Source organism: Flavobacterium sp. N2038, assembly GCF_025947185.1.
Taxonomy (GTDB): Bacteria; Bacteroidota; Bacteroidia; order Flavobacteriales; family Flavobacteriaceae; genus Flavobacterium.
Window position 1 is genome coordinate 1,211,379 of sequence record NZ_CP110001.1, and the last position, 19,781, is coordinate 1,231,159.

Annotated in this window: 22 protein-coding genes; 7 read left to right on the forward strand and 15 right to left on the reverse strand. The window is 32.5% G+C overall.

Annotated elements, in window-relative coordinates; translation table 11 throughout:
- Window positions 1–4: 4 nt before the first annotated feature.
- Both OLM51_RS05400 and gcvP read right to left on the reverse strand, forming a co-directional pair.
- Entirely contained in the window at window positions 5–1,348 is a 1,344-nt protein-coding gene (locus OLM51_RS05400; RefSeq protein ID WP_264553358.1) for a M48 family metallopeptidase, read from the reverse strand.
- A 92-nt stretch (window positions 1,349–1,440) separates the two neighbouring features.
- Complete coding sequence (gene gcvP, locus OLM51_RS05405; RefSeq protein ID WP_264553359.1) at window positions 1,441–4,290, reverse strand: aminomethyl-transferring glycine dehydrogenase; 2,850 nt, start codon at window positions 4,288–4,290, stop codon at window positions 1,441–1,443.
- Window positions 4,291–4,425: 135 nt separating this feature from the next.
- Here gcvP and OLM51_RS05410 point away from each other — a divergent pair, with 135 nt between their 5' ends.
- Complete coding sequence (locus OLM51_RS05410) at window positions 4,426–5,238, forward strand: hypothetical protein (RefSeq protein ID WP_264553360.1); 813 nt, start codon at window positions 4,426–4,428, stop codon at window positions 5,236–5,238.
- Window positions 5,239–5,614: 376 nt separating this feature from the next.
- On the opposite strand, the gene OLM51_RS05415 is transcribed toward OLM51_RS05410, so the two are convergent.
- Complete coding sequence (locus OLM51_RS05415) at window positions 5,615–6,013, reverse strand: DUF1090 domain-containing protein (RefSeq protein WP_264553361.1); 399 nt, start codon at window positions 6,011–6,013, stop codon at window positions 5,615–5,617.
- 156 nt (window positions 6,014–6,169) lie between these two features.
- On the opposite strand from OLM51_RS05415, the gene OLM51_RS05420 reads away from it, so the two are divergent.
- Window positions 6,170–6,604, forward strand: a complete 435-nt coding sequence (locus tag OLM51_RS05420) for a hypothetical protein (protein ID WP_264553362.1) — start codon at window positions 6,170–6,172, stop codon at window positions 6,602–6,604.
- Here OLM51_RS05420 and OLM51_RS05425 read toward each other — a convergent pair.
- The 7 genes from OLM51_RS05425 to OLM51_RS05455 are packed head-to-tail and all read right to left on the reverse strand — an operon-like array spanning window position 6,556 to window position 10,431.
- Complete coding sequence (locus tag OLM51_RS05425; protein WP_264553363.1) at window positions 6,556–7,065, reverse strand: SRPBCC family protein; 510 nt, start codon at window positions 7,063–7,065, stop codon at window positions 6,556–6,558. The genes OLM51_RS05420 and OLM51_RS05425 overlap by 49 nt on opposite strands.
- Before the next feature lie 49 nt (window positions 7,066–7,114).
- A complete protein-coding gene (locus tag OLM51_RS05430; RefSeq protein ID WP_264553364.1) occupies window positions 7,115–8,023 on the reverse strand; it encodes a TIGR01777 family oxidoreductase in 909 nt (302 codons plus the stop codon).
- A gap of 60 nt (window positions 8,024–8,083) precedes the next feature.
- The gene (locus OLM51_RS05435; protein WP_008464224.1) at window positions 8,084–8,470 is read right to left on the reverse strand and encodes a hypothetical protein; all 387 of its coding nucleotides are present in this window, start codon (window positions 8,468–8,470) and stop codon (window positions 8,084–8,086) included.
- A 12-nt stretch (window positions 8,471–8,482) separates the two neighbouring features.
- Complete coding sequence (locus tag OLM51_RS05440) at window positions 8,483–8,836, reverse strand: hypothetical protein (protein ID WP_264553365.1); 354 nt, start codon at window positions 8,834–8,836, stop codon at window positions 8,483–8,485.
- Between the two features lie 19 nt (window positions 8,837–8,855).
- Window positions 8,856–9,593, reverse strand: a complete 738-nt coding sequence (locus OLM51_RS05445) for a YqjF family protein (protein WP_264553366.1) — start codon at window positions 9,591–9,593, stop codon at window positions 8,856–8,858.
- Window positions 9,590–9,871, reverse strand: a complete 282-nt coding sequence (locus OLM51_RS05450) for a hypothetical protein (protein ID WP_264553367.1) — start codon at window positions 9,869–9,871, stop codon at window positions 9,590–9,592. The genes OLM51_RS05445 and OLM51_RS05450 overlap by 4 nt, the downstream gene beginning before the upstream one ends.
- Window positions 9,872–9,927: 56 nt before the next feature.
- Entirely contained in the window at window positions 9,928–10,431 is a 504-nt protein-coding gene (locus tag OLM51_RS05455) for a GbsR/MarR family transcriptional regulator (RefSeq protein WP_264553368.1), read from the reverse strand.
- A 138-nt stretch (window positions 10,432–10,569) separates the two neighbouring features.
- On the opposite strand from OLM51_RS05455, the gene OLM51_RS05460 reads away from it, so the two are divergent.
- The 3 genes from OLM51_RS05460 (at window position 10,570) to OLM51_RS05470 (ending at window position 12,648) form a co-directional block, all read left to right on the forward strand.
- The gene (locus tag OLM51_RS05460; RefSeq protein ID WP_264553369.1) at window positions 10,570–11,832 is read left to right on the forward strand and encodes a cation:proton antiporter; all 1,263 of its coding nucleotides are present in this window, start codon (window positions 10,570–10,572) and stop codon (window positions 11,830–11,832) included.
- 221 nt (window positions 11,833–12,053) lie between these two features.
- Complete coding sequence (locus OLM51_RS05465; RefSeq protein WP_264553370.1) at window positions 12,054–12,296, forward strand: type II toxin-antitoxin system HicA family toxin; 243 nt, start codon at window positions 12,054–12,056, stop codon at window positions 12,294–12,296.
- Window position 12,297: 1 nt separating this feature from the next.
- Window positions 12,298–12,648 carry a type II toxin-antitoxin system HicB family antitoxin gene (locus OLM51_RS05470; RefSeq protein WP_264553371.1) on the forward strand — a complete coding sequence of 117 codons (351 nt, stop codon included), beginning with the start codon at window positions 12,298–12,300 and terminating at the stop codon, window positions 12,646–12,648.
- A 32-nt stretch (window positions 12,649–12,680) separates the two neighbouring features.
- Here the strand turns inward: OLM51_RS05470 and OLM51_RS05475 are convergent, their stop codons facing one another.
- The 5 genes from OLM51_RS05475 to OLM51_RS05495 all read right to left on the reverse strand — a co-directional run bounded on the left by OLM51_RS05475 (window position 12,681) and on the right by OLM51_RS05495 (window position 18,414).
- Window positions 12,681–13,340 carry a vancomycin high temperature exclusion protein gene (locus OLM51_RS05475; RefSeq protein ID WP_264553372.1) on the reverse strand — a complete coding sequence of 220 codons (660 nt, stop codon included), beginning with the start codon at window positions 13,338–13,340 and terminating at the stop codon, window positions 12,681–12,683.
- 156 nt (window positions 13,341–13,496) lie between these two features.
- On the reverse strand, window positions 13,497–15,524 hold the full coding sequence (locus OLM51_RS05480; protein WP_264553373.1) for a M3 family metallopeptidase: 2,028 nt from the start codon (window positions 15,522–15,524) through the stop codon (window positions 13,497–13,499).
- A gap of 121 nt (window positions 15,525–15,645) precedes the next feature.
- Complete coding sequence (gene purE / locus OLM51_RS05485; protein WP_012022518.1) at window positions 15,646–16,131, reverse strand: 5-(carboxyamino)imidazole ribonucleotide mutase; 486 nt, start codon at window positions 16,129–16,131, stop codon at window positions 15,646–15,648.
- Window positions 16,132–16,523: 392 nt separating this feature from the next.
- Entirely contained in the window at window positions 16,524–17,678 is a 1,155-nt protein-coding gene (locus OLM51_RS05490) for a 5-(carboxyamino)imidazole ribonucleotide synthase (RefSeq protein WP_264553374.1), read from the reverse strand.
- A gap of 181 nt (window positions 17,679–17,859) precedes the next feature.
- Window positions 17,860–18,414 (reverse strand): hypothetical protein, encoded by a 555-nt coding sequence (locus OLM51_RS05495; RefSeq protein WP_264553375.1) that lies wholly within the window; start codon window positions 18,412–18,414, stop codon window positions 17,860–17,862.
- Between the two features lie 98 nt (window positions 18,415–18,512).
- Between OLM51_RS05495 and hpt the strand changes: the two genes are divergently transcribed.
- Both hpt and OLM51_RS05505 read left to right on the forward strand, forming a co-directional pair.
- Window positions 18,513–19,043 carry a hypoxanthine phosphoribosyltransferase gene (gene hpt / locus OLM51_RS05500; protein WP_264553376.1) on the forward strand — a complete coding sequence of 177 codons (531 nt, stop codon included), beginning with the start codon at window positions 18,513–18,515 and terminating at the stop codon, window positions 19,041–19,043.
- A 74-nt stretch (window positions 19,044–19,117) separates the two neighbouring features.
- The gene (locus OLM51_RS05505) at window positions 19,118–19,690 is read left to right on the forward strand and encodes an adenylate kinase (protein WP_264553377.1); all 573 of its coding nucleotides are present in this window, start codon (window positions 19,118–19,120) and stop codon (window positions 19,688–19,690) included.
- The last annotated feature ends 91 nt before the right edge of the window (window positions 19,691–19,781 follow it).

Sequence of the window (19,781 nt, forward strand, 5' to 3'; positions counted from 1 at the left end):
AGGATTAATTTTGGTTTAATTTTTTGAAAAAGGTATAATTGTCTTGAAATTCTATATTTCCTCCGAGAAGAGATTCGTTTTTAACGCAAAAATAATAACCAATTTTGCGGATGTTTTTTAGTTCAATATTGTTCAGGAAAAGTCTTACTTCATTGAGATTTTTTTCTTCAGAAAACACATTTACTGGCTCTACATATTTGCCGAAATTGTGATTTTCTTTTAACTGATAAACTTTTTTAAGTAATGAAGTGATGGTGACATTAAAGGTTTGACTGTCCAATTTTCCACTTACATTTAAAGACAACAACTGATATAATAGAATATCAAGTTTATGATTATCGGAGTAGATTATCAGACTGTTTTCGTCTATTAACTTCTTAATTAATTGTAATTCATCTTTAGTTACCGCTGTTGAGGTTAATTTATGATGCTGTAAAATGTTTTCTATTCGTAAAGGGATATCAGGATGTGTTTTTGTAGAATCCTTATTGAGTGCAAAGTCATTTACACTTTCTTTTGTGTCAAATATTTTATCTTCTTGCTCAATCCATACATCTTTAAAAGGATATTCTGTAAATGTGAAATTTTCTTTTAAGTTCGTTGGGTTTTTAAAAAACATTTCGTCAGATAAATCAAGTTTTTTTAGCATATTGACAGATGCTTCTTTATTGTACTTTGTTTTATTGAATAATTCAAAACCAAGAGAATCTGCCTGAATTTCAGCAGTTCTACTATGTTTCATGAAGTTGAATTTTAAATCCTTTAGTAATTCAGCAACAGCAGCTCGTCTTCCATATTTTAAATTGGTTGCTGTGTTGATTTTTTGTTTAACTTCTTTAGAATTTATTGTTTTAAGATAATTCTGTAGCGAATTGTCATTATGTTTTAAAATGTAATGGGATAATTCATGACAAATTACAAAGGCAATTTCATCATCACTTTCTGCAAGATTGAACAATCCTAAGTTTACAGTAAAGATACCATTTCCATAACAAGCAGCATTCGGAATCAATGATTTATTAATCAAAAAATAAAAATCATTATGATCAATTTGGGAATTTGCTTTGTAGATTTCAGCTAAAATACTTTGAAGATATTTATTAATTTTTTTCTCAAAAATAAAAGTGCTGTCTTTTATGTTTTTTAGAAAAGCTTCTTTTCTTTCGAGAAGTATTTCTTTTGCTTTTTTTTGATTTACAGCATCAAAAGCTTTTATCTTGTTGTTTGTGATTTTTGAGATATAAGTTTCAAGTGAGTCCTTATTGTCGGGAATATATTTGAAATTTTTATTTTGTGAATTAATAAAGCCTACATACAATAAAAGTATGAAGCAGAATATTTTTTTCATTTTGGGGCTATTGTAAGAATTGGTTTGTTATACAATAGTAATAAAAATGTCCCGACGAATCGAGACATTTTTAAGTTTTTTTTAATATTTTTTTAGTTTTCCATGTAAGCTTCAATAGGAGCACAGCTACAAACTAAGTTTCTGTCACCGTATGCATCATCTACACGACGAACTGATGGCCAGAATTTATTGTCAGCGATGTATTCTAATGGGTAAGCTGCTTTTTCTCTGGTATAAGGGAAATCCCAAGAATCTGTAGTTAACATTGCCAATGTGTGCGGTGCATTTTTCAATACATTGTTTTTATCATCGGCAGTTGAAGCTTCAATTTCTTTTCTGATTGAGATAAGAGCATCACAAAAACGATCTAATTCTGCTAAATCTTCAGATTCTGTTGGTTCGATCATTAAAGTTCCTGCTACAGGGAAAGAAACCGTAGGAGCGTGGAAACCGTAATCCATCAAACGTTTTGCGATATCACCCACTTCAATTCCGTTTTCTTTAAACGAACGACAATCTAAAATCATTTCGTGAGCAGCTCTTCCACATTCTCCAGTATAAAGAATTGGGTAGTGTCCTTCGAAACGAGATTTCATATAGTTAGCATTCAAAATAGCATGTTCTGTAGCACTTTTTAATCCGTCGGCACCCATCATCGTGATGTATCCGTAAGAAATTAAACATACTAAAGCTGATCCGTAAGGTGCAGATGAAATTGCTGTAATAGCTTGTTCGCCACCTACTTTTAAGATTGGGTTTGTTGGTAAAAATGGAACCAGTTTTTCGTTCACACAAATTGGTCCAACTCCAGGTCCACCACCACCGTGAGGAATAGCGAATGTTTTGTGTAAGTTTAAGTGACAAACGTCAGCGCCAATTGTAGCAGGATTTGTTAATCCAACTTGTGCGTTCATGTTTGCACCATCCATATATACTAATCCGCCATTTTCGTGGATTAATTTTGTGATTTCAATAATAGAAGATTCGAAAACTCCGTGAGTAGATGGATAAGTAACCATTAAACAAGATAAATCATCTTTATGTTCAATAGCTTTTTCTCTTAAATCTTCTACATCAATGTTTCCTTCCGGAGTAGTTTTAGTAACGATGATTTTCATTCCGGCCATAGCTGCAGAAGCAGGGTTTGTTCCGTGGGCTGATGAAGGAATTAAACATACATTACGGTGACCTTCGTTTCTTGACATATGGTAAGCACGAATCGCCATTAAACCAGCATATTCTCCTTGAGCTCCTGAATTAGGCTGTAATGTTGTTCCGGCAAATCCGGTAATTACATTTAATTGCTCCTCTAATTTTTTAAGCATCGTGATATAACCTTCAGCTTGCTCTACTGGTGCAAACGGGTGAATGCTGTTCCAGTTTGGCATTGATAAAGGCAACATTTCTGAAGCTGCGTTTAATTTCATCGTACAAGAACCTAATGAAATCATTGAATGATTCAATGATAAATCTTTACGCTCTAATTTTTTGATGTAACGCATTAACTGACTTTCTGAATGATGGTTGTTGAATACATCATGTGTTAAGAAAGAAGATGTTCTTTCTAATGAAGCAGGTAATTGACTTGCAGTTGCTAATTCAGAAATCGTAAAAGTTTCTTTTCCTAAAGCCTCAGCAAAAATCGCAATAATTTGGTTGATGTCGGCAATTGAAGTTGTTTCGTTGAACGAAATAGAAATCGTATCAGCATCAACATAGAAGAAGTTTACTTCGTTTTTCTCCGCTACAGCTTTTACTTTTTGAGCATCTGCTTTTACCAAAATAGTATCGAAGTAAGCTGTGTTAGTTTGGAAAACTCCTAATTTATTTAAAGCTTCAGCAGTAGTAACCGCCGATGCGTGAACTTTGTTAGCAATGTATTGTAATCCTTTTGGTCCGTGGTAAACTGCATACATTCCGGCCATAACAGCCAATAAAACCTGAGCTGTACAAATATTAGAAGTTGCTTTTTCACGTTTAATGTGTTGCTCACGGGTTCCTAATGCCATACGTAAAGCACGGTTTCCATTTACGTCGATAGAAACACCAATAATACGACCTGGCATAGATCGTTTGTATTCTTCTTTAGTTGCAAAAAAAGCAGCGTGAGGACCACCGTAACCCATTGGTACACCAAAACGTTGTGAAGTTCCAACAACTACTGCTGCTCCCATTTCTCCCGGAGAAGTTAAGGCAGCTAATGATAAAATATCTGCAGCAAAGGCAACTTTGATTTCGTTTTCTTTTGCTTTAGCAACAAAAGCACTGTAATCGTTTACCTGACCATATTTTCCTGGATATTGTAAAATAGCTCCAAAAAATTCATTTGAAAAATCAAATGTTTCGTGGTTTCCAACAACTAATTCAATTCCAATTGGAGTCGAACGTGTTTGTAAAACTGATAAAGTTTGAGGTAAAATTTCTTCAGAAACGAAGAATTTGTGTGTATTGTTTTTCTTTTGATCTCTTGTACGAACGTCAAATAATAACGCCATAGCTTCTGCAGCAGCAGTACCTTCATCAAGTAAAGAAGCGTTTGCAATTTCCATTCCTGTTAATTCGATAACAGTAGTCTGGAAATTTAAAATTGCTTCAAGACGACCTTGAGCAATTTCTGCCTGATAAGGTGTGTAAGCTGTATACCATCCTGGGTTTTCAAAGATATTTCTCTGAATTGGAGCCGGAACGATAGTTGGATGATAACCCAAACCAATATATGATTTGAATACTTTATTTTTCTTTCCTAATTCCTGAATATGATTTGCAAATTCATACTCCGTCATCGCTGGATCTAAGTTTAAAGGTGCTTTTAAACGGATGTCATCTGGAAGGGTTTCGTAAACAAGTTGTTCGATCGATTCAACTCCAATTGTCTGTAACATGTGTTGAAGATCTGTTTCTCTTGGACCAATGTGTCTTAAAGCAAAAGCATCTGTTTTCATATAGTTGTAATAGTGTTGTTTTTTTGTGGCGCAAAATTAAGTATTAATAATAATTTATTACACATTTTTAACTTCAATTTTTATGAAATTTACAACTAAAGAGTTGATTTGTTAATAATTGATTAGATTTGAGGTATGATAGTATCAAAACGCATCTTAGATTTTTATCTGAATAGCAGTATTCATGTGGCTTTATCGTGTTACGCTCTTGTGCGAATCACGTTTCATGTGTTTCATATTCAGTACGATGAGCCAATGGCACTATTTGTTTTTTTTGGAACAATTGTGGGGTATAATTTTGTTAAATACGATGCTTTGGTTCGGGTGAAGAAAAATCCGATTGGAATGCAGTTGAAAATTATTGCAGTTTTGAGTTTTATTTCGGTGATTCTGGCAGGTTATTATTTTTTCCATTTAAAACGAATTACTCAAATCATCTCTGTTGGAATTTTTGTCATAACAACACTTTATACATTGCCTTTTTTTCCCAACAGAAGAAACGCAAGAAACTGGGCTGGAGTAAAAATTTATATTGTCGCACTTTGTTGGGTAGGAGCCACATTGGTTTTGCCTTTAATAAATGCCGAAATTTCGTTTACAAGTGACTTCTTTATAAAATGCATTCAGCGTTTTGTTTTGGTTTTTGTGCTGATTTTAGTTTTCGAAATTATTGATTTGGCTAATGACGATCCGCACTTACAAACCGTTCCGCAGACCATTGGCGTTAAGCGAACTAAAATCCTGGGGTTTTTATTATTAGTTCCATTTTGGGTTTTGGAGGTTTTTATATCTACTTTTAATTATCATGATGCTTTTATTAATCTGATAATGGTTATAATCTTAATGTTGTTCATTGTATTTGCAAACCCAAATCGCTCAAAATATTATACTTCTTTTTGGGTCGAAAGTGTTCCTATTTTTTGGTGGCTAATGATTGTTTTCTTATAAAAAGGCATCAAAGTTTCTAAATAATTTGGGCGTGTTTCGCCGCGGCGAACCGGGCTATCCGCTGCAAGTCCTCGCACTTCCTTCGTCAGGCTGTGGGCTATCCGCTTCTATCCCTCACGCAAATCGTAAAGCAAGAAATTTTATTTTCAAAAGAAGATTTATCAGCTATTTAATTTTTTTGTGAATAGCCTCCAGCTTCAGCTGGAGGTAAATGTAATAGAATGTTATTGGCTTTAGCCAAACTTTACCTTTCGGCTAAAGCCATATTGAAAACTCTTTATCACCTCCAGCTAAAGCTGGAGGCAATTCAAATTAATTTATAAAATCTGCTAAATCTGCGAGAAAAAAATAATCACTTTCTTTAAAAAAAAACGATCTATTTTGTTTTTTGTTCTGCAAGTGCTTTGTTCAAATCAGCTTTCGCTTCGGCTAGTTTCTTTTTTTTCTTGTCGATTTTTTCCTTGCTTTCCTGATCTTTAATTGCTTTGTTCAAATCAGCAGTTCTCTCGTTGACTTTTTGTTGTTTTTCTTTTACTTTTTTATCAAGATCATTATTGACAGTTTTTGTTGTGCAGTTCTTTTTGGTTTGAGAAATTGCATCTTCAACTCCTTTAATTTGGTTTTGATTACCAGCTTTTTTGGCTGCCGTTAATTTGATATTTAATTCACATAATTTTCTTTCACAGCCTTTTAAATCCTTGCAATTACTTTGTGCAAAACCTATAAAAGAAACGGCAAAGAATGCTATCGATAAAATTTTAGTCTTTATTGTCATGAGTTAAATTTTTTTAGAAGATTAATATAATGTTTCAAAATAGAGAAATTTTCTCACTTTTTATTTCTTTTTGATCAGTTTTAAGTTCAGTTTAACTTTTCAAAAAATCTTTTATTCTAAAACTATTTAAAACTATATTTGAAAATAAATAACCACATGGAAAAACAAATTTCTTTTTTTGGATTCAAATTCACGAACACACAGTTCATTGTATTCTTTATTTGTTGGATGATTTTTCTAGGTTTTGTCTGGCCACTAATTATAGGATCTCCAATTTTTTTTTCAATTTTGGTGTGTGGTATTGTTCTTATTGTAGTAGGTATTTTTAACAGACTGGTTGGATTATTAATCTTGCTGTTGTTTGTTTTAAATGAATCACTTCTTCGAATTTATCAGAACTTCATGTTTGTTATTGGGACTATTTTTATTACCTGGCTTTATAGTCTTCTAACACCAATGAATTTCTATGTATATGTCGCGCATCTTGCTATAAATATTTTTTCTGTTTTTCTGATGCATATGATGTTTGTTAAAAAAGGAACTCAGAGCGCAGGAGATGAACTTATAACTTTTGATGGATTAGAAGAGTAGAGTTGATGTAGGTTTTCTTGACATACTCCCTTTAGGATTTTATTCCGATGTAAAAGAAAATTGGTGAGATGTTTTTCTAATACTAGAATATCAAAAAGTTCTCCGAATATTCCAAAAGGAGTTTCGTATTGCAATTTATCCTTCATAATTGTTATTCCATTTTTTTCCTCAAAAAAGTGTTCATGTTTGAAAGTTTTGAATTTACCTCTTTCCATTTCATCCACAAAATAATCATGCAGCTTCATTGTCGTAATTCGGCTTTTGTGTGTGAGGTAGAATCCAAAATGTTTACCTCGCCAAGTTACCGTTTCATTTAAATTTATTAAACCAGATGTTACGCCGGCAATTGCCTTTTCTTTTGAAGGACTTGTAGATTGCTGATGAATATCGATATTTCTTGAAGCATCAAAAACGATTTGTTTTGGTGCTTTTATTTTTGTTGTAAGATTTATTGTTGTCATGATTTGGTGAGTTTAACTTTGTCAAAGTTTCAAACTTTGACAAAGTTGTTTAGCGTAATAAATTTTTAAAAGCCTCATCTATATCTCCAAATTTAAATTCAAAACCATTTTCTAAAAGTCTTTTCGGAATCACATTTCTACTTTTCAAGACTAATTCAGTTTCTGTTCGGATGAAAAAAGATCCAATTTCAAGAAGTAAAGTATTCATTGGAATTCCAAAAGGGAAACCAACTGCTTTTCGAAGTTTCGCCATAAAATCGACATTGCGAATTGGCTCCGGAGAAACAATATTAATAACGCCTGTAATTTCTTTTTGAATAATAAAATCAACCGCATTTGCAAAATCTTCTTCATGAATCCAACTAATAAATTGATTTCCTTTTCCTTGTTTTCCGCCAAAACCAGTTTTTGCCAAAGTTTTTAACGGAATAAAAGCACTACCATTTTTACCCAAAACAATTGAAGTGCGCAAAGCCGTTTTTAAAGTATTTGGAGTTTCTGTTTTAAAGAACGCTTTTTCCCAGGAAAGAGCGACATTTATAGAAAAATCATTTCCAATTTCGCCATCGATTTCATCCATTTGTTTGTCCAACGAAAATCTATAAATAGTAGAAGTTGATGAATTGAGCCAATGTTTAGGTGGAGTTGCACAGTTTAAAACAGCTTTATTTAAAATCTTTGTGCTTTCAATTCTTGATAATAAAATGGCCTTTTTGTTTTCTTTGGTATATCGACAATCAACAGATTTTCCGGCAAGATTAATTAAAACGGTTGCGTTTTCGAGTTCTTTTTCCCAACCCGAAAAAGTTCTGGCGTTCCAGTTTACATATTTGATTCCGTCAACGGTTTGAGATTTTCTTCTGGTTAGAATTACAATTTCTTCAAATTTATCTTTGAAATGATTAATTAAAACTTGTCCCAGAAAACCTGTTCCGGCTGCGATTATGAGTTTTTTCATTTGTTTTTCAAATATTAAACCCAACAGGTTTTTAAAACCTGTCGGGTTTCGTTAGGATATTTAAGCTTTAAAAACTAATCTTTCTTCTCGTTGAGCTTCTTTGGCTTTTCTTTTTCCTCTGAAGAAGAAATATAAGTTGAAGAATAACATAATGCCAAGGTAAATAGAAAATCCGCCAATTTTATAACTCAGTCTTTCAATTAATTCCTGATAACTGTCCTGGCTTAATTGCAGTTCTAGAATCATTAAGGCAAAACCAATATTTAAAAGATAGAATCCAGTTTCAAAAAGTTTGTTTGTTGCATCAGCGATTTCTTCACGGCCTTTAAATATATCAAGCATAAAGATTTTTCCATTTTTAAAAAGGGTTTTAGAAACATAATAAGTTAAAAATAAAGCAACTGGTAAATAAATTCCGTAACCGATTAAGATTTTTGTAGTTTCCATAATATTTGAATTTTAGTTGTTATGAATTAGTTTTTGAACGTATTTGGTTATAATTAAAATGTTGAAGTAATGCAGAATTGAAATAATAAAAATTATGATAGCGGTTTTGATGCAGATTATTTCGATCAATTGAGTCGAAGAAATAATTTTTTGCCAGGAAATTAAAGTCATCGCACAATACCCAATATTTAAAAGGTAATATCCTAAAAGTAAAACCTGATTGATTTTTTGACAAAGTTCGGCATGGTCTGGAATTAATTCTAAAACAAAAATATTTCCGTTTTTGTAGCAGATTTTTCCAACTTTTAGGATAATGAAAATAGTTATACTGAGGTAAACAAAATACCCAATGATATTAAAATTCATGATTTCCTGATTTATGAGGTTAGTACATTTCTTCCAAAACAGTAAGGATCTGCAATTTTCTTTTGTTCTTCACTGTAATGTTTGATCCTTGAGCTAAGAAAACTGAAGTTGGTTTTTGAGTTTGAAGAAATCCAAAATCGCGTCCGTAATTTTTTTCGAAATCAATATCAATTCGATGATTTAAAACTTCAAATTGTTCCCATCTCGGATGCGTCACTTCATATTCAAAAGTGGTTTCGTCATCGATTTTTGTATATCCAAAATAATGTTCAGTAATAAATTCGGCTTCAGAATCAATTTCGATTTTGCTTAGATCTTTTTTTGTTTCAACTTCAATTGTATTCCATTCCTTGTCATTCTTCCATTGATAAATAAAAGAATTGCTGTTTTCGTTTTCAATAATTTCATGACTCATTTTCTGAGTTTCATAATGTTCCTGATACAAAGTATTGGCAATAAAAGTGATGGCTTTTTTAGGGACAATTTCTTTAATAAAAACTACACCGCGTTTCCATTCGCCATTTTCAAAACGTTTTACGTAAAATCTCAAATTGACTTCTTCAAAGTTTATATGAAACGGAACTTTTAGCCCTAAAACTTTTGTGTTTTTAAACATGAACCCCACTAAGCTTACATAACATTTGTTGTTCCAGATATCAATTTCAGTTCCCGCAGGAATATATTGTTCTAAAATTTTAGGATTAACTTCATAATTGAAAAGTGCTAAGTTTTTCCATTCTGCTTTTAAGAAGTTCATAATTTCTTTTTTTGATTGTAAATAATAAACGTAAGAAAGAATATTAATGAAATTGGTAACAAGAAAAGCCAGTTAAATTCTCCATTCCAGATCAGGAAGAAAATAATTACCAAACCAAAATAAATATAGATCAGTTTGTTTCTCGGAAATATTAAAACAAATAAAATAGCAGCCAAAACTTGCAACGCTCCTGTAATTGCTATTCCGTATGCTCCAAGTAATAAGAATAATATCGCACAGATATTTATAATTTCTAAAACTTTGAAAGTTGTTTTCATAACTATTTATTGTTTTTAAACTTTCAGAAAAAAATGAAAGTTTTGATTAAATTTTTTTACTTCATCATTTTTATAACTAATTTCCCTAACCAGTTTTCATTGAATTCAGTCATTTTGTCCAGCATATTATCTGCCTTTAAAACGAAATCGTATAATTTAGTAGTTTGATCTACAAAGTGTTTTTCTTCTGCTGAATCTTTTGTTTCGATTGTAGAAACTTCTTTTAAGATTTTAAGTGCAGGTTTAATTTCTCGTTTGCTTCTTTCTCTGGAAATTTTTGCCGCTAATTCGTCTAAATCTTTTTCGGCAGTAAAGAACTCTCTTCTTTCTCCGGCTTTGTATTCTTTATAGACAATTCCCCAATCCATTAAAGCTCTTAGGTTCATGCTGGCGTTACCGCGTGAAATTTGTAATTCTTCCATAATGTCTTCCATCGAAACAGCTTCGTTTGAGACCATTAATAAAGCGTGGATTTGTGCCATCGTTTTATTAATTCCCCATTGAGAACCTAAAGCTCCCCATGTCTGAACGAATTTATTTTTTGCTTCTTTGAATTCCATGAGTCAAATGTAAGTAAAAGTTTTTAAACTTTCAAAAATAAATGAAAGTTATTTAACGAATTATAAAGTTATGTTAATTCAAGTCCCGAAATTTTCGATTAAATAATGAGAAGGATATTTTTGTAAAAATCACATTTTATGGAATTATACTACACTTTTTCAGTACTTATTGTACTGGCTTCTTTCTTCGCCTATTTAAACCTAAGATTTTTAAAACTTCCGGGTACCATCGGGATCATGATTATTGCCATGTTAGTTTCAGTAGGAATTCGTCTTTTAGGCGATTCTTATTTCCCTGCTACTACTAAGCATTTTTTTGAATTAATAAAGGAATTTGATTTTAATGAAATCTTAATGGGGGCAATGTTGAATTTTCTTTTGTTCGCAGGTGCTCTGCATGTAAATATGTCTGATCTGAAAGAACAGAAAGTTCCAATTATGATTTATTCTACTGTTAGTGTAGTATTGTCAGCCTTGATTATTTCGATGCTGCTTTATTATATAGCACCTCTTTTAGGAATTACAATTCCTTATATATTCTGTTTGGTATTCGGAACCTTGATTTCTCCAACCGATCCAATTGTAGTTTTGGGTGTTTTAAAGGAAGCGAAAGTTCCTAAAAGAATCGAAACTAAAATTGTTGGTGAATCTTTGTTTAATGATGGAGTAGCGGTAGTAATGTTTGCCGTTGTTTTAAAAATGGCAACCGACCCAACATTTGATGCCACTTTTGGTTCAATTTCGTGGTTATTTATTAAAGAAGGAGTTGGTGGACTTCTGTTAGGAGCTGTTTTTGGATTTACAGCATCTAAGGTTATGAAAAGAATTGACGATTACAAAGTTTCGGTTCTAATTACACTTTCTATCGTAATGGGAGGATTTCTAATAGCTCAAAGTTTGCACGTTTCAAGTCCGTTAGCGATGGTAGTTGCCGGATTAATTATTGGTAACTACGGAAAAAAAGTCGCAATGAGCGAAGTGACCAAGGATTATTTGGAAAAATTCTGGGAACTTATTGACGAAATATTAAACGCAATTCTATTCTTATTTATTGGTTTTGAATTGTTATTGCTGCCAAATTTAAACAAGCAATTACTGATTGGTTTTGTTGCTATTTTTATAGTGCTTTTTTCAAGATTAACCGCTATAGTTTTGCCTTGGAAATTCTTTGATATCTTTAAATTCTTCGGAATCAGATCGGCCTACAACAAAGGTTCTTTGATGGTTTTGGTTTGGGGAGGAATTCGAGGCGGAGTTTCTATCGCGCTGGTGCTTTCTATGCCTGAAGGAGAGTATAAAAATTTATTACTTGAGGTAACTTATATTGTCGTACTGTTTTCAATTGTTGTACAGGGATTGACTGTTGGGAAATTAGCTAAAAGAGTTTTGGAGAAAGAGTAGAGAGAATATAGAAAATAGAGTCAAGAATAAAGATTTTATTTTTAGACTATTTGGTAAAGAGATCTGCAAGAATATTTGCAGGTCTTTTTTTATGATTTGCCTTTGATTAGGTATTTTTAATGATTAAATTCTTTTTTTGAAAGATTTTTCTTAATTTTAAATCTCAATTTGTTTTGCGACTATAATTTAGTTGCAAATTGAAGATTTAATGATAAATTTGTATGAGTAAGATTGATAAGCTTATTGAAAAGTTAAAATCAAAACCAAAAGATTTTTCTTGGGATGAAATGCTGAAAATTCTAAATCATTTTGGCTATAAACAAATTTCACAAGGAAAAACTGGTGGTTCAAGAAGGAAATTTGTAAATGAAAATAAACAGATTATAAGCCTGCATGAACCACATCCACAAAAAGTTTTGAAAGGATATCAACTTGATATTATTATTGAATATTTAGAATTGTAAGATGAAAAACTATTTAGAATATAACGGATACATTGGGACACTGGAATTTTCTGCAGATGATAAAATATTCTTCGGGAAAATTCAAGGTATAAATGATTTAATAACTTTTGAAGGTTCTTCGGTTATAGAATTGGAAGAATCTTTTAAGGAAGCCGTTGAAGATTATTTAGAGACATGCAAATCATTGAATAAAGTTCCGGATAAAACATATAAAGGATCTTTTAATGTGAGAGTGTCACAGGAATTGCATCAAAAAATAGCTCTTTTAGCAACTAAAAAAGGATTAAACTTAAATGAGATTGTAAAGGAAGCATTATCATATGTTGTCAAACATGAAGAAATTTTAAATTAGAAAACCCGAAACATTTTTGTCTCGGGTTTTCTTTATCGTTTATCTTCTTTAGAATAATTAGATTCTCCATTAATATTAATTTCTCCGCCTAAAAAACGAGGTTCCCGATTTCTAATAACATCAAAAAAAGATTTAAAAATAGAGCCATATTCTCTAAACGTTACATATTTGTAACCTAGATATTCACCATGGTTTGCAGAATATCCAGCTGATTTAATTCCGAGTTTTTGCCCAATATAGATCGCACGATTTAAATGATATTCCTGCGAAACCAATGTTGCTCTTTTAATTTTGAAAATGTGTTTGGCGCGATACATGGTAGAATAGGTGTCAAAGCCAGCGTAGTCAATAAATATCTTAGTTGTATCAACACCGTGATTGTAGCAGTAATTTTTCATTACTGTTAATTCATCATACTCATCACGGCCATTATCACCAGAAAGTAAAATTTTATTGATCCGTTTTGCTTTCCAAAGCATAATTCCCGCATCAAGACGATCTTTTAAATATTTACTTGGCTGATTGCCGTTAATTCCTGCACCAAAAATAATTCCGACATCATTCTTAGGGAACCTTTTAATCGAATAATATATATTCTTTTTGGTCGAAGATTTTACATAATAATTTACAGAGACAATGGAAATCAATCCGATAATTGCAAGATAAAGCGTTATTTTAAAATATTTTTTCACGGCTTGTATTTGTAAGATTAAGATTTAAAAACACGAAGATAGTCAAAGTAAAACCAAATAAAAAACCGAAGCATTTCGGCTTCGGTTTAATTTAAAATTTATTAGTGATTGAGATTAAAAATCTAAAATCTATAATCTACAATCAGAAATCTGCAATTACAGTAATCCTGCTCTTTTCAATAAAGCTTCAGGTTTAGGTTCCTGACCTCTAAAACGTTTGTACAAAGTCATCGGATGTTCCGTCCCTCCTTTAGAAAGAACATTATCTTTAAATTTCTTCGCTATTTCTTCATTGAAAATTCCGTTTTCATGAAAATATTCAAAAGCATCCGCATCTAAAACTTCTGCCCATTTGTAGCTGTAATATCCAGAAGAGTATCCACCTTGAAAAATATGAGAAAAAGCAGTACTCATTGCATTTTCTTTTACATCAGGATACAATTGTGTGTTGGCAAATTGCTCTGTTTCGAAAGTTTTTAAGTCTGTAATATTTGTAGGATCTTGTCCATGCCAAGCCATATCTAATAATCCAAAACTTAACTGACGTAACGTTGCCAAACCTTCCTGGAAACTTGCACTTTCTTTGATTTTCTGTACATATTCAATCGGAATAATTTCTCCGGTTTCATAATGATTTGCAAACAAAGCTAAAGCTTCAGGTTCGTAACACCAGTTTTCCATAATCTGACTTGGCAATTCTACGAAATCCCAATAAACAGAAGTTCCAGATAAACTTGGGTAAACGGTGTCAGCCAACATTCCGTGTAAACCGTGACCAAATTCGTGGAATAAAGTTGTTACTTCATTAAAAGTTAATAATGACGGTTTTGTTTCTGTCGGTTTTGTAAAATTACAAACGTTCGAAATATGTGGTCTTTCGTTTACGCCATCTTTTACATATTGTGATTTGAATGAAGTCATCCACGCACCGTTTCTTTTTCCTTTTCTTGGGAAGAAATCAGCGTAGAAAATCGAAACCAAATTGTTTTCGGTATCTCTTACTTCATAAGTTGTAACTTCTTCGTGATATTTATCGATATCAAAAACTTCCGTAAAAGTTAAACCGTATAATTTTTTGGCAACTGTAAAAGCACCATCTAATACTTTTTCTAATTGAAAATAAGGTTTCAGTTTTTCATCATCTAAATTAAAAAGCTGTTGTTTTAATTTTTCAGAATAATAAGCACCGTCCCATTTTTCTAATTGTTCGATTCCATCTAATTCTTTTGCGAAGGCAGTTAATTCTGCAAATTCTTTTTGAGCTGCCGGTTTTGCTTTTGCCAGTAGATCATTTAAGAAAGAGAAAACTTTCTCGGGACTTTCGGCCATTCTTTCTTCGAGAACAAAATGTGCGTGCGTTTTATAGCCTAATAAATTAGCTCTTTCATGACGAAGTTTAGCAATTTTCAGAACGTTTTCCTTGTTGTTGAATTCGTTATTTTGAAATGCTTTTGCTCCAAAAGCAATTGCCATTTTTTTACGCAGTTCGCGATTGTCAGCATAAGTTAAAAACGGAACATAGCTTGGATGATCTAAAGTAAAAATCCAACCTTCTTTTTCTTGATTTTTTGCTAATAATCTTGCCGCTTCGATTGTCCCTTCCGGTAAACCAGATAAATCTTTTTCGTCAGTTAGATGCAATTCGAAATTGTTGGTTTCTGCCAAAACATTTTCGCCAAACTGTAAACTCAATTTCGATAATTCTTTGTCAATTTCTCTTAATTGATCTTTTTTGTCTTCGGGTAAGTTGGCTCCGTTTCTTGAAAAGCTTTTGTATTTTTTATCTAATAAAGTCGTTTGCTCTGGATTCAGATTTAAACTTTCTTTTTGATCGTAAACGGCTTTTACTTTTGCAAACAATTCAGCGTTTAAACGAATGTCATTTCCAAATTCTGAAAGTAAAGGTGAAACTTCTTGCGCAATTTTCTGCATTTCGTCATTGGTTTCAGCCGAATTCAAATTGAAGAAAATACTTGAAAGACGATCTAAAATATCACCTGAAAAATCCATTGCTACAATGGTATTTTCAAAAGTAGGGGCATCCGAATTATTTACAATTGCATCAATTTCGGCTTTAGCCAAAGCAATTCCTTCGTTGAAAGCAGGAACATAATCTTCGATTTTAATTTGCGAAAAAGGTGCTGTATTATGTTTGGTGTTGAAATACTGTGTTAAAACGCTCATATTGCATATTTTTATCCTGCAAGGTTTTCAAAATCTTGTAGGTATTTTTGAAGTATTATATTTTGATTGTGATAATCAGACCTGCAAGGTTTTGAAAACCTTGCAGGAATTTATAGGAGAATTATTTCTTCAAACCTTCAGCAGCTTTATTAACCGCAGCTTTCAATTCTTCTTTATAAGAAATAATAGTATCTAAAACTTTTTTATCGTGACTTCCGATGATTTGTGCAGCTAAAATTCCGGCATTTTTTGCTCCGTTTAAAGCTACAGTTGCAACTGGAACTCCGCCTGGCATTTGCAGAATCGATAATACCGAATCCCAGCCATCAATAGAATTGCTTGATTTTACCGGAACTCCAATTACAGGAAGCGGAGACATTGAAGCCACCATTCCTGGTAAATGTGCCGCTCCGCCCGCACCCGCAATAATCACCGAGATTCCGCGAGTATGTGCATTTTTACTGAAATCGAATAATTTTTCCGGTGTTCTGTGTGCCGAAACAATATCTACTTCAACTTCTACATTAAATTGTTTTAATATGTCGATTGCATCCTGCATAACTGGCATGTCTGAGATGCTTCCCATTATAATAGCTACTTTGCTCATGTTTTTTGTTGTATTTGTTTACTTCGTCTGTTCGGCTAAAGCCTCGGGTCAGGTTTAAAGTTTCAAGTTTTGTTGAGACTGAAAACTGTCATTAGTTTCATTGTTTTAAACTTTCCTACTTATAGGATTTTTTTAATCTGTTTTTGATTACGTTACCCAAAAAATAAACTACAAGTAAAATAATTGTAACTGTAATGAAATTTATAATCAAAAATTCTGGATAAAAATAGTCGCTAACGTAACATTCCGCATCAACTCTTCTATATGCCTGAAATGGAAAACCTATAGAAAAACCCCGGCCATGTTTAGTTATAGGTATAGTTATTAATTGTATTGCGAAATAAATTAAGATTGTTAATCCAGAGATTTTTAATGCTTTTTTCATTTCATTATTAAGCGCTAATCACTTTAATAGTTTCCTTAACTTCCTGTGCAATTCTTCTTGCTTCAGCCATATTTTCGTTTACGATTGTTACGTGACCCATTTTTCTGAAAGGGCGAGTTTGTTTTTTACCGTAAATATGTGGCGTAACACCATCCCATCCTAAAATGGTTTCGATGTTTTCATAAACTACGTCTCCAGAATGACCTTCGGCACCGACTAAATTTACCATAATTCCGGCAACTTTGCTGTCTGTGTTTCCTAACGGAAGATCTAAAATAGCGCGTAAATGATTTTCGAATTGTGAAGTATAACTTGCTTCTATTGAATAATGTCCAGAATTGTGTGGGCGAGGAGCAACTTCATTCACTAAGATTTCGTCGTCCTGAGTCTGGAACATTTCAACTGCTAAAAGACCAACGTGATTGAAATTCTCTGAAACTTTTAAGGCAACTGCTCTGGCTTTTTCAGCCACTTTATCGTCGATTCTTGCTGGGCAGATTACATATTCCACCTGGTTTGCTTCCGGATGAAATTCCATTTCTACAACTGGATACGTTTTCATTTCTCCTGATGGATTTCTTACCACAATTACGGCCAATTCATTTTTGAAAGGAACCATAGTTTCTGCAATGCATTCCACATTTGGAAGCGTATCTAAATCTGAAATTTGACGAACTATTTTTACACCATTTCCATCATAACCAAATTCAGTGCATTTCCAAACAAATGGCATCTCGACTTCGTTTGATGTAACGGCAGATTTTAGATTTTCTAAATTTTCAAATCTTTTATATGGCGCAGTTGGGATATTATTTTTAGCGTAAAAATCTTTTTGAACGCCTTTATTCTGAATTCCTTTTAGGGTTTTTGGCGAAGGATATATTTTTAAGCCTTCATTTTCTAGCTGAGTTAGTGCTTCAAGGTTTACCAGTTCGATTTCGAAAGTCAGAACATCGACTTGTTTTCCGAAATTGTAAACGGTTTCATAATCCATTAAATCGCCTTGAAAGAATTTATTACAGGCAATTTTACTCGGCGCTTCATCGCTTGGATCAAGAACATAAGTTTGTATATCAAATTTTCGGGTATCGAACAAAAGCATTTTGCCTAATTGTCCTCCACCTAATATTCCTAATTTAAAATCAGAAGAAAAATAATTCATTTTGTGTTGTGTTTTTGCAAAGATACCTTTTAATCTTTTTTTAGCCAAAATTTCGTTGACGACTAGTTTTCTGTTAGCCACGAATTCACGAATTATTTTTTTCTTTATCTGTAAATAAAATTAGCAGTTAGCAAAACTAAAGTCAGAAGTAAAAACAATCTGTGAATTCGTGGCTAAAAAATTATCTCTCGATTTTCTTCAAGACCTCTCGTGCAACGGCCTTGTAAGCTGCTGAATGATCTCCGTAATCTTTGTTCAGGATAATTTGAAGCTCGGGGTGAATCCAGTCGTAATGTTTTCCTAGTATATATAACGTTCTTATAGAATAAGCCTTTGTGGCCACTTTTACATCATTTATCAGCCAATCAAAACTTGCTTCAATACAATCCTGTAGATTTTCTTCAGACAAAGAAATGCTGTTTTGATCTTTTTTATAATGCGATTTTACCAGAAGCTGAGTCACCTTTGCAATAGGACGTATGGAGCTTTCGTCTTTTAAAATTTTTAAATTGGAACAGAAAAAATCAAGATGTGGCTGAAGCCAAAGTAATTCTTCATAAGATACAAATTCTAAAATCCAGCAAGCTTTATGATTGTTTTTGTCTTCTGGTGAAAAACAAATTAAAATTAATTCGTTAAAAAGTGACGGATTTTTGAGAATATCTTCTGCACATTTTAAGCGGTTTTCCCTATAAGCTTTAACATAATCCAGTTTTTCTTGTAGCTCAGAAGACATTTTTTTTGAATTTGATTAATAAACACAAATTTAAAACCATTTTTCGGTTCTCAAATTCCAATTCTGTATCTTTGTCCATTATTTTAAATTTAAAAATAATGATACAACTTCACGATAAACAATTTGTTCCGTTTATTTCGGCAAAAGAAATTGATTTTGCTTTAACAAAATTAGCGGCTCAGGTAGAAGATGATTTTGGAGATGATACTCCAATTTTTATTGGTGTTTTGAATGGTGCCTTTATGGTCGTAGCCGATTTTTTGAAAAAGTATAAAAAACATTGTGAGGTTTCATTCATCAAAATGGCATCTTACGAAGGAACAGAAAGTACTAATTCGGTTAAAGAATTAATCGGAATAAATCAGGACTTGACCGGAAGAACCGTGATTGTTATTGAAGATATTATCGACACAGGAAACACAATAGAAGAATTGAAGCATTTGTTTAAAGCACAAAATGTAAAGCATTTTAAAATTGCAACGTTGTTCTTTAAACCCGAAGCTTATAAAAAAGACATAAAAATAGATTATATTGGAATTAGAATTCCAAATAAATTTATTGTGGGTTACGGATTGGACTATGATGGTTTGGGACGAAACCTTACAGAGGTTTACAAATTAGCAGAATAATATTAAACAAAACACAACTATATATTCATTTTAAACTTCTTCAAAAATAAGAAGTCACACAACTCGCACATATTATGATTAACATTGTTTTATTTGGAAAGCCAGGAGCAGGAAAAGGAACTCAGGCAGAATTTTTAAAAGAAAAATACAATTTAACACATCTTTCTACGGGAGATATTTTTCGTTTCAATTTAAAAAATGATACTGAACTGGGTAAAAAAGCAAGAGTTTTTATGGACAATGGAGAATTGGTTCCTTGCGAAGTTACCACTGCAATGTTAATTGATGAGGTAAACAAGCATCCTGATACAGCAGGATTTTTGTTTGATGGTTACCCAAGAACAATCGATCAGGCTGAGGCTCTTGATAAATTTTTGCCAACAATTGGTTCAAATGTTACTGCAACAATTGCTTTAGAGGCCGATGATGAAATTTTGGTTGCCCGTTTACTTGAAAGAGGTAAAACAAGTGGAAGAGCAGATGATCAGGACGAAGAAAAAATTCGCGTGAGATATCAGGAGTATAATGAAAAGACTGCTCCATTAATTGGATATTATAAAGAGCAAAATAAATTTCATGCCGTAGATGGTATTGGAACAATTGAACAAATTACAGAAAGATTAACGTCAGTTATAAATAATTTGTAGAAGCTATCCAGCTTAACGTTACATCCTGATTGCCTAAGCCATCGGGACATTAAAAAACTATTTTTCCACACCATAAAAAGTAGCATCCGTT

Bases quoted from the DNA above. Each gene is read 5' to 3' on its own strand.
- OLM51_RS05480 (WP_264553373.1), bottom strand. From the start codon at position 15,524: ATGAGCGTTTTAACACAGTATTTCAACACCAAACATAATACAGCACCT.
- OLM51_RS05440 (WP_264553365.1), bottom strand. From the start codon at position 8,836: ATGAATTTTAATATCATTGGGTATTTTGTTTACCTCAGTATAACTATT.
- OLM51_RS05450 (WP_264553367.1), bottom strand. From the start codon at position 9,871: ATGAAAACAACTTTCAAAGTTTTAGAAATTATAAATATCTGTGCGATA.
- purE (WP_012022518.1), bottom strand. From the start codon at position 16,131: ATGAGCAAAGTAGCTATTATAATGGGAAGCATCTCAGACATGCCAGTT.
- OLM51_RS05490 (WP_264553374.1), bottom strand. From the start codon at position 17,678: ATGAATTATTTTTCTTCTGATTTTAAATTAGGAATATTAGGTGGAGGA.
- OLM51_RS05420 (WP_264553362.1), top strand. From the start codon at position 6,170: ATGGAAAAACAAATTTCTTTTTTTGGATTCAAATTCACGAACACACAG.
- OLM51_RS05470 (WP_264553371.1), top strand. From the start codon at position 12,298: ATGAAAAACTATTTAGAATATAACGGATACATTGGGACACTGGAATTT.
- OLM51_RS05505 (WP_264553377.1), top strand. From the start codon at position 19,118: ATGATTAACATTGTTTTATTTGGAAAGCCAGGAGCAGGAAAAGGAACT.
- OLM51_RS05495 (WP_264553375.1), bottom strand. From the start codon at position 18,414: ATGTCTTCTGAGCTACAAGAAAAACTGGATTATGTTAAAGCTTATAGG.
- OLM51_RS05430 (WP_264553364.1), bottom strand. From the start codon at position 8,023: ATGAAAAAACTCATAATCGCAGCCGGAACAGGTTTTCTGGGACAAGTT.
- gcvP (WP_264553359.1), bottom strand. From the start codon at position 4,290: ATGAAAACAGATGCTTTTGCTTTAAGACACATTGGTCCAAGAGAAACA.
- OLM51_RS05460 (WP_264553369.1), top strand. From the start codon at position 10,570: ATGGAATTATACTACACTTTTTCAGTACTTATTGTACTGGCTTCTTTC.
- OLM51_RS05400 (WP_264553358.1), bottom strand. From the start codon at position 1,348: ATGAAAAAAATATTCTGCTTCATACTTTTATTGTATGTAGGCTTTATT.
- OLM51_RS05445 (WP_264553366.1), bottom strand. From the start codon at position 9,593: ATGAACTTCTTAAAAGCAGAATGGAAAAACTTAGCACTTTTCAATTAT.
- OLM51_RS05425 (WP_264553363.1), bottom strand. From the start codon at position 7,065: ATGACAACAATAAATCTTACAACAAAAATAAAAGCACCAAAACAAATC.
- OLM51_RS05410 (WP_264553360.1), top strand. From the start codon at position 4,426: ATGATAGTATCAAAACGCATCTTAGATTTTTATCTGAATAGCAGTATT.
- OLM51_RS05455 (WP_264553368.1), bottom strand. From the start codon at position 10,431: ATGGAATTCAAAGAAGCAAAAAATAAATTCGTTCAGACATGGGGAGCT.
- OLM51_RS05465 (WP_264553370.1), top strand. From the start codon at position 12,054: ATGAGTAAGATTGATAAGCTTATTGAAAAGTTAAAATCAAAACCAAAA.
- OLM51_RS05435 (WP_008464224.1), bottom strand. From the start codon at position 8,470: ATGGAAACTACAAAAATCTTAATCGGTTACGGAATTTATTTACCAGTT.
- OLM51_RS05415 (WP_264553361.1), bottom strand. From the start codon at position 6,013: ATGACAATAAAGACTAAAATTTTATCGATAGCATTCTTTGCCGTTTCT.
- hpt (WP_264553376.1), top strand. From the start codon at position 18,513: ATGATACAACTTCACGATAAACAATTTGTTCCGTTTATTTCGGCAAAA.